Genomic DNA, 7,046 nt, shown 5'->3' on the forward strand with positions numbered 1-7,046 from the left:
CGATGTCGAACCTGGGGCGTCATCTCGTAGCTCCACCGGTCGCGTTCGATCCGGGCAACGGCTTCGGCGGTCTCGTTGGCCTACCGGGCGGCTCTCCAGGAGAAGATGACTGATGCCTTTTCAAGGCGGGCACCGACCGGGTGATGGCCTGGTGGTCGGTGTAAGGGCAGAACGAAAGAGGCTCCCGGGCGGTTGAACGAGATGTCTCACGTCTCAAACAACCCGCCAGGAAGCCTCGTTGGTCACCTGTCCTGCCGCACTGGACCTGCCGCACACTCTCATTGAGTGGGTCACCATGCTCATCGTCACCCGCGAGGGTGACCGCCGCTGCAAACTCCCGCCGTCCCAAAGAGCCCTCCTGGTCGAGCTGGTGTACCTGCGCAAGCACGACACCCTCGCCCAGATCGCCGCCGGCTTCCGCATCAGCGTCGGCACCGCCCACGCCTACGTCCGCCAGGTCACCGACCTGCTGGCCCGGAAGGCGCCCGGCCTGACCCGGGCCCTGCGCGACGCGGTGCGGAGTATGTCCTGGTCGACGGCACCCTCGCCGAGTGCGACCGCGTCGGCGACGGCCGCGCCGACTACTCGGGAAAGCACCGCCGCCACGGCGTCAACCACCAGGTCGCCACCGGCCCGACAGGCAAGCTCGTGTGGATCTCCCGTGCCCTGCCGGGCCGGGCGCACGACCTGACCGCCACCCGTACCCACCGCATCGTCAGGACCTGTATCTGGCTACGCATCCCGGCCCTGGTCGACATGGCCTGTACCGGTGCGGGCGGCACCTTCGCCGTGCCGACCAGACGCCCTGTCCATGGGGCAGCTGACCGTTGGACAGCGGTCGCTCAACCGGGCCCACGCCCGGCTCCGCCACCCCGTCGAACACGGCGTCGCCACCGTCAAGCGCTGGCGGATCTTCCGACATGCCCGTTGCAGCCCGAACTGGCTGACGTCAGTAGCCAAGGCAGTCCTCACCCTTGAGCTTCACCGCTGAAAAGGCTCACTCCGTCCCGAACGGACCACTTGTCACGCCGGTCATGCCTCACCAGCAAGGATCAGCAAGGTCGTGTTGTCGGTTCGCATGGAACCGGCCGAACTTGCCGCGCTCGATGACTACTATCGTTTCCGGCGGGCGCTTTCAGCCCACCGAAGAGCAGGAACGGCGAAGACGAGAAATCCGCCGAGGATGACGACACCGACGATCCACTTAATCCACACCTGCCCAGAATCGAGACCCTCAAGCCAGAAGTGGTTAATGGCAAAAAAAGCGACACAAAACGCCACCATGCCGACTGTGGCCACAGCCAGCCGGGCCGGGTACGAGGTCATTCTTTCCTCCGTTAAGTCTTCAAAAGGGGCGGGCGGGTAAAACCCGCCCGCCCCTTCACGTCAGGACGATGCAGTCCAGGCCTTGGCAGCCTTGATCCCACTGCCCAAGCCAGCAGAGGCAGCGCCGGCGACACCGCCTTCCAAGCACCCTTCACCGACCGAGTCTCCGTCGATGGCGTTCGTCACCATGCCACCGAGGCAACCGCCAACAGCTCCTCCGATGATTGGTCCGAGGAGGCTGTCGGTAGCGGCGCTCACGGCGGTGCCGAAAATCCCGCCTATCACGCCGCCCAGAAAACTGGTGCCGTTGGGGTCGGTGTAGTTGACGGGGTCGCCGCCCGTGTAGGCGTAGGTGTTGGTCTCGCGGCCCGAGGGGTCGGGCTGGGTGAAGCGGGCAAGGGCGGGGTCGTAGTAGCGGGCGCCCATTTTGTACAGGCCGGTGGTGTCGAGGTAGGCGCCGGTGTAGCGCCAGGGCTGGGGGATGGTCTCGGTGGTGGTGCGGGCGGTGCCGTAGGGGGTGTAGGTGTAGGCGTCGACCTGCTGGCCGGCGTTGTCGACCACGGTGGTCACCGAGCCCTGGGCGTCGGTGAGGTAGTGGTAGGTGGCGCCGTTGCGGGTCATACCGGTGAGGGTGCCCGAGGGTTCGCGGATCATGCTGGTTGTGGTGGTGCCGGCCTGATAGGCCGTCACGCCCAGGGCGGTGTTGGCGAAGGCGGTGGTGCCCAGGCGGGTGCGTTCGCCGTTGTCGGTGCCGGTGTAGGCGGCGTCCAGGTGGGTGCCGGCGGTGGTGATGCCGGCGAGTTGGGAGAAGTCGGTCCAGGTCTCGGCGGTGCGGGCTCCGGCCGGGGAGGCGGCGGCGCTCTCGTTGCCCGCGGCGTCGTAGGACCAGCCGGTGGTGGAGCCGCCGGAGCTGGTGAGCTGGCCTGCGGCGTTGTAGCCGTAGGTGGCGCTCTGGCCGGTGCAGGTGCTGGCCGAGGTGGCGGTGGTGTTGGTGGTGGTGAGGTTGCCGGCGTTGTCGTAGCAGTAGAGCCAGCCGGCGGTGCGGGCACCGGAGGTGTTGGTCTCCACGGCGCGGGTGAGGCGGCCCAGGGTGGTGTAGGCGTAGGCGGTCTTGTTGCCGGCCGCGTCGGTGCGGGTGGCGGTCTTGGTGCCGTCGGTGCCGTTCGGGCCGGTGGTGTAGGTGTAGGTCAGCTTGGACAGGACCGCGCCGGTGCCGCTGGTGGCGGTGATGGTCGACGGGCGGCCGTCGTTGTCGAAGACGGTGTCCTGCTTCGCGCCGCCGGGGAAGGTGGTGTTGGTGCGGTGGTTGTTGCTGTCGTAGCCGTAGGTGGTCTTCGCGCCGCCGGGCTCGGTGAGCGAGGTGAGGCGGTTGGCGTCGTCGTAGCCGTAGGTGAGGGTGCCCGACGGGTCGGTGGAGGTCTTCAGGTTCCCGGCGGCGTCGTAGCCGAGGGTGGCCTGGTCACCGCTGGGGAGCTTGCGCCAGTCCTCGCGGCCCAGCGGGTCGTGGTGGAAGGTCGTGGTGCCGGTGGGGTCGGTGCGGGTGGTGAGGTTGCCGTCGGTGTCGTAGGCCAGGGCGATGTGGGTGGCGGGGGTGTCGACGGCTGTGGGGCGGTCGTGCTTGTCGTAGGTGTAGGTGGTCTTGACGCCGCGTCCGTCGGTGACGGTGGCGGGCCGTCCCGCGTTGTCGTAGGTGATCGTGGTCTTGCCGAGCGGGGCGGGCGGGGTGATCGTGGTCAGGTTGCCCTGGGCGTCGTAGGTGAAGGTGGTCTTGTTGCCGCCCGGGTCGGTGGCCGAGCAGCGCTGGCCGGGGAAGCCGCCGCAGGTGGGGGTGGCGGGGTTGTAGGTGTAGTCGAGGTGGGTGGCGCTGCCGCCGGTGGTGGTGTCCTTGGCCTGGGTGAGGTTGCCGGAGGTGTCGTAGCTGTAGGTGGTCTGGTTGCCCTGGGGATCGGTGAGGGTGGCGGGCAGCTGGGCGCCGCCGCGGGCCGCGTAGCCGCCCAGCAGGGCGCTGGCGCCGAGCGGGAGTTTGGCGGAGGTGGGGTTGTTGCCGCTCCAGCCGAAGGTGGTGGTGTTGCCCGGGGTGGTGCCCACCCCGAGGGCGTCGGTGGCGGTGGCCTGGTTGTGCGCGGCGTCCCAGGTCGTCGAGCGGGAGTGGTGCAGCGCGTCCTGGACCGAGGTGGTCTGGCCGTCGCCGTCGTGGGTGTAGACGGAGTTGTGGCCAGCCGGGTCGGTGACCGTCGTCGTTCCGGCGCCCGAGCCGGAGGAGTACGCGTACAGGGTCGTCAGGCCGGTACTGCCGCCCGGGGTGGTGATGCGGGTGACGGAGGTGACGCGGTCGTAGCCGTCGTAGGTGAAGGCGGTGGCCCGGCCCTCCGGGGTGGTGGCCTTCACGACCCGGTGGTCGGCGTCGTAGGCGTAGACGGTGGGGTGGTTCTCGGTGTCGGTGACGGTCAGCACCTGCGCGTCGTCCGGGCCGGTGAAGGCGTAGGAGACGGTCCGGCCGGTGCTGTCGGTGGCCTTCCAGGTACCAGTGCCGGTACTGGTGAGGTCGATCCAGCGCCCGGAGCGGGCGTCGGTGGCCTTGAACCCGGTGGTGGAGCCGTTGGCGTCCTCGTGCTGGACGACGTTGACGGTGTTGCCGTTGCGGTCGGTGATCGAGGCGAGGTTGCCGGAGGTGTTGTAGGTCTCCTTCGTGCCGTCCTTGCGGTGCAGCAGGGTCCAGGTGCCGTCCGCGTTCGCGGTCAGCGACTCGTCGTAGCCCGTGACGTCCTGGTAGGTGCCGTCCGCGTTCGCGTAGAAGCTGACCGTCTCGCCCGAGGCGCCGTAGGCGACCACGCTGTTGGAGAACGGGAGCAGGTAGCGGTCGAAGCCGGTGAACCAGTTGTGGTCCAGCGGCCCGTACGGGCCGGAGAGCGAGTTGAAGCTGCGGGTCAGCTGCAGGCGCTGCCCCACCGCCGCCAGATCCAGGTCGGTGGCGTCCAGCAGCAGGTTGCCGGTGCCGAGGTTGACCTTCGCCACCAGCGCGTCGTCCAGCCGCACCGTGGTGTAGGTGTTCCACGGCACCTCGCCCTGGCCGGAGGAGATCATCACCCGCGGCGAGACCACCCCCTCCCCCGAAGCCGACGCCGACGCCGACGCCGACGCCGACGCCGACGAGGCTGAGGATTTCGCCTGCCGCTTCGCAGCGGGCGCGGGAGCGCCGGCGGGATTCGAGGGCTGTGAGGCCGGTGCCTTGGTCACCCCCACCGGGACGGCCGGAACGGTCAGCGCCGCACCCGACCCCCACCCCGACGGCACCGCCGGCGCCGCCCAGGAAACAGCGGGCACCAGCGCCCCGGCCACCGCCAAGACCACCGTCACCGCGCTGGAGCGGGCATGCCGAAGCGACGTGCTCCGGGCACGTGAAGAACGCATCTTCCCCCCAAGGAAGACATCCACCGACCCCGATGGTCGGCGGGCCGCACGAACGTTCCCACACACACCACCCCCGAAAGAGGCCCCCGTCTACCCACGAACCTTCCCCCCAGACACCCAGAACCAGCCAACCCCGCACGATGCCCGAAACACCCTCAATCCCCCACTCCCGCAACTCAAACAGCCATGGCTGGCACATGCCAGGGTCATGAGCAGCGGCAATCCGTCACGCTCGCCCCACCCCATCCCGCACCGCCGCCCCAACCGCCTCGGGCACAACGTCCGGAACACACCCACCCACTTGCACACGCGAAACCCACCAACACGGCAAACAGGCCGAGCCCACACCAACACCCCAGAACAACACCACAGGAACACAACACCCCGCGGCCAAAGCGGAACAGCAGTCACCGCAGCCGACCACAAGCAGCACACCCACCCATCCACGCACCGCAACGACCACCAACCGGCCGTGCCACAGTCTCAAGGACGCTGAACCGGCCGGGAGCGTTCACGCTGCCGGTGTGGTTCCGCAGCCGGGTGGACGATCTCGATGGCCTCGTGATCGACTGGGTGTGCGGAACGCTGAATCGGCACGGTCCTCCGTCCGCCCGTTCCGAGTGCGAGGCGGTGGCCGCGCGGGCCGGGAGTGGGAGAGAATCCAGCAGCGACCGACTGGAGGATGTTCATGGCACACCGTCCGCTGCTGATGCTGGACGTCGACGGGCCGATAGCCCCGTTCGACCGCATCCTCCGCCCCCGAGGCTACCGGACCCACCGGGTGCCCTCGCAGACGTGGAGGCAGCGGCAGCTCGAAAAGGGCGTGCCCGACCCGAAGCCGCTGCGGGTCTGGCTGAACCCCGCCCACGGGACGTCCCTACTCGCCCTGCCGTACGACCTGGTGTGGGCGACCGCCTGGCGGCACGAGGCGGACGAGCACCTGGCGCCGCTCCTCGGCCTGCCCAAACTCCCTTACGTGAATTGGGAGTCGATGAACCACAAGGACCCGGACGGGCTGCACTGGAAGACCCGGCAGCTGGTCTACTGGGCCGACCAGCAGCCCTTCGCCTGGGTGGACGACGAGATCGGCCCCCAGGACACCGAGTGGATCGCCGCCAACCACCCGGGCCGCGCGCTCACCCTGAAGATCGACCGTCGGTACGGGCTGCGACCCGAGCACTTCGCCCAACTGGCGGACTGGGCACAGGAGATCGCCCGCTGAAACCGTGAGGCTGAACCCAGCGTCCGATGCCCGACGAGCACCGAGCAGTCCCGCGGCTGTGGACTACTCAGGTTGAACTCGCGATGTCGGTGATCAGCTCGCAGCCAGGCTGATCACCGACATCGCGAGTTCAACCTGAGTAAGAAGTTATCTCATTTGGCCAGTCTGCGGTGGCAGATGAGGGTGGCGGCGATGGTGGCGAAGGCCGCGAAGTGGTCGGCTTTGCGTTCGTAGCGGCGGTGGAGTCGGCGGAAGCCGCCGAGCCACGTGACGGTCCGCTCGATCACCCAGCGGTGCCGGCCCAGGCGGGCGGAGGACTCGATGCCGCGGCGGGCGATGCGGGGGGCGATCTGCCGTCGCCGCAGGTAGGAGCGGATGAAACGGTGGTCGTAGGCTTTGTCGCCGTGGAGCTTGCCGGGCCGGCGCCGACGCGGCCCGCGGCGCGAGCGGATCGGCGGGATGGCCTCGACGAGCGGGATCAGGGCCTGACTGTCGTGCAGGTTCGCGCCGGAGATCGCAAGCGGGATGGGCAGACCGGTGCGTTCGGTGAGCAGGTGGACCTTCGACCCGAACTTGCCCCGATCGACAGGATTCGGACCCGTCAGATCCCCTTTTTCAGGGCCCGCATGTTCACCGAGTCGACCGCACACCGAGACCAGTCCAACTCGCCCCGCGAACCGAGTTCGTCCAGGACCAGGCGGTAGAGCTTGGCCCACACCCGGGCCGCGGTCCACTCCGCGAACCGGCGGTGCGCGGTCGGCCCGGACGGTCCGAAACACGGCGGCAGCTGGGCCCATGTACACCCGGACGTGGCCACGAACACGATCGCAGCCAGCACCTCCCGGTCCCCGTGGCGGCGTCGGCCGCCGCCCTGCGGCCGGGTCGGTGCCGCCAGCACCACCCGCTGGAACAACCCCCACAACTCATCCGGCAACCAGGCGCTCCACGATCGTGACGCAAGCAGCCCACAAGTCCAAATGAGATGACTTCTAACGAGTTGGTGCGTGATTGCGGCGAGTTGGACATGGCTGCCTCGGACGGCATGATCTTCGTTGTGTCGATCATGGTGAACCGTGCCGTCGTCGGG

General features: G+C 68.7%; 4 protein-coding genes and 1 pseudogene. 2 read left to right on the top strand and 3 right to left on the bottom strand.

Annotated elements, in window-relative coordinates; translation table 11 throughout:
• The first annotated feature begins 238 nt into the window (after positions 1–238).
• Positions 239–991: pseudogene (locus ACIQVD_RS33765) on the top strand (transposase family protein).
• A 122-nt stretch (positions 992–1,113) separates the two neighbouring features.
• Here ACIQVD_RS33765 and ACIQVD_RS33770 read toward each other — a convergent pair.
• A complete protein-coding gene (locus ACIQVD_RS33770) occupies positions 1,114–1,326 on the bottom strand; it encodes a hypothetical protein (RefSeq protein WP_402292681.1) in 213 nt (70 codons plus the stop codon).
• Positions 1,327–1,386: 60 nt separating this feature from the next.
• Entirely contained in the window at positions 1,387–4,428 is a 3,042-nt protein-coding gene (locus ACIQVD_RS33775; RefSeq protein WP_402292682.1) for an RHS repeat-associated core domain-containing protein, read from the bottom strand.
• Positions 4,429–5,425: 997 nt separating this feature from the next.
• On the opposite strand from ACIQVD_RS33775, the gene ACIQVD_RS33780 reads away from it, so the two are divergent.
• Positions 5,426–5,959: a hypothetical protein gene (locus ACIQVD_RS33780; RefSeq protein WP_402292683.1), complete on the top strand. Its 534-nt coding sequence runs from the start codon at positions 5,426–5,428 to the stop codon at positions 5,957–5,959.
• A gap of 152 nt (positions 5,960–6,111) precedes the next feature.
• Here ACIQVD_RS33780 and ACIQVD_RS33785 read toward each other — a convergent pair.
• A protein-coding gene (locus ACIQVD_RS33785; protein ID WP_402292684.1) for an IS5 family transposase occupies positions 6,112–6,923 on the bottom strand; the annotation gives its coding sequence in 2 pieces (ribosomal slippage) (positions 6,112–6,572 and positions 6,572–6,923; 813 coding nt in all).
• Positions 6,924–7,046: the final 123 nt, after the last annotated feature.

The organism is Kitasatospora sp. NPDC090308 (assembly GCF_044769485.1).
Taxonomy (GTDB): domain Bacteria; phylum Actinomycetota; class Actinomycetes; order Streptomycetales; family Streptomycetaceae; genus Kitasatospora; species Kitasatospora fiedleri.

Coding starts and splice junctions, on each gene's coding strand:
- ACIQVD_RS33770 (WP_402292681.1), bottom strand. CDS start 1,326: ATGACCTCGTACCCGGCCCGGCTGGCTGTGGCCACAGTCGGCATGGTG.
- ACIQVD_RS33780 (WP_402292683.1), top strand. CDS start 5,426: ATGGCACACCGTCCGCTGCTGATGCTGGACGTCGACGGGCCGATAGCC.